At 49.8% G+C, this 295-nt stretch carries 1 protein-coding gene; it reads right to left on the reverse strand.

All coding sequences use genetic code 11. The features are described from left to right. Positions 1 to 105 (reverse strand): ferrochelatase (locus tag SB765_RS28905; RefSeq protein WP_410932389.1); only part of this gene is annotated, 105 nt, incomplete at its 3' end. Positions 106 to 295: the final 190 nt, after the last annotated feature.

Genomic DNA, 295 nt, shown 5'->3' on the forward strand with positions numbered 1-295 from the left:
CGGATCGCTTAAAAACTGTTTCAGATAGCGTTTAACTGCAGGTGTGGTGGGCGCGTCTGGCGTACCTAAATTAACCAATAACACGCCGGCCTTATCTTGCCTCATTTGAGTTCCTTGATAACAACGGGGATGCGTGAAAACGGGGAAATTGTAGCGGAATTAGTGGGAGGTAAAAGCGATTACTGCAAAAGGGGCCAGTAATACCGGCCCCTATGAACTTAGCCCAGGATCTTAGCCAGCTCGGCACTGACTTCGGTCACCTTACGGGTGCCGTCGATTTTGTGATAGGCAGTGT

The organism is Pseudomonas sp. SIMBA_067, assembly GCF_046534675.1.
Classification (GTDB): Bacteria; Pseudomonadota; Gammaproteobacteria; order Pseudomonadales; family Pseudomonadaceae; genus Aquipseudomonas; species Aquipseudomonas putida.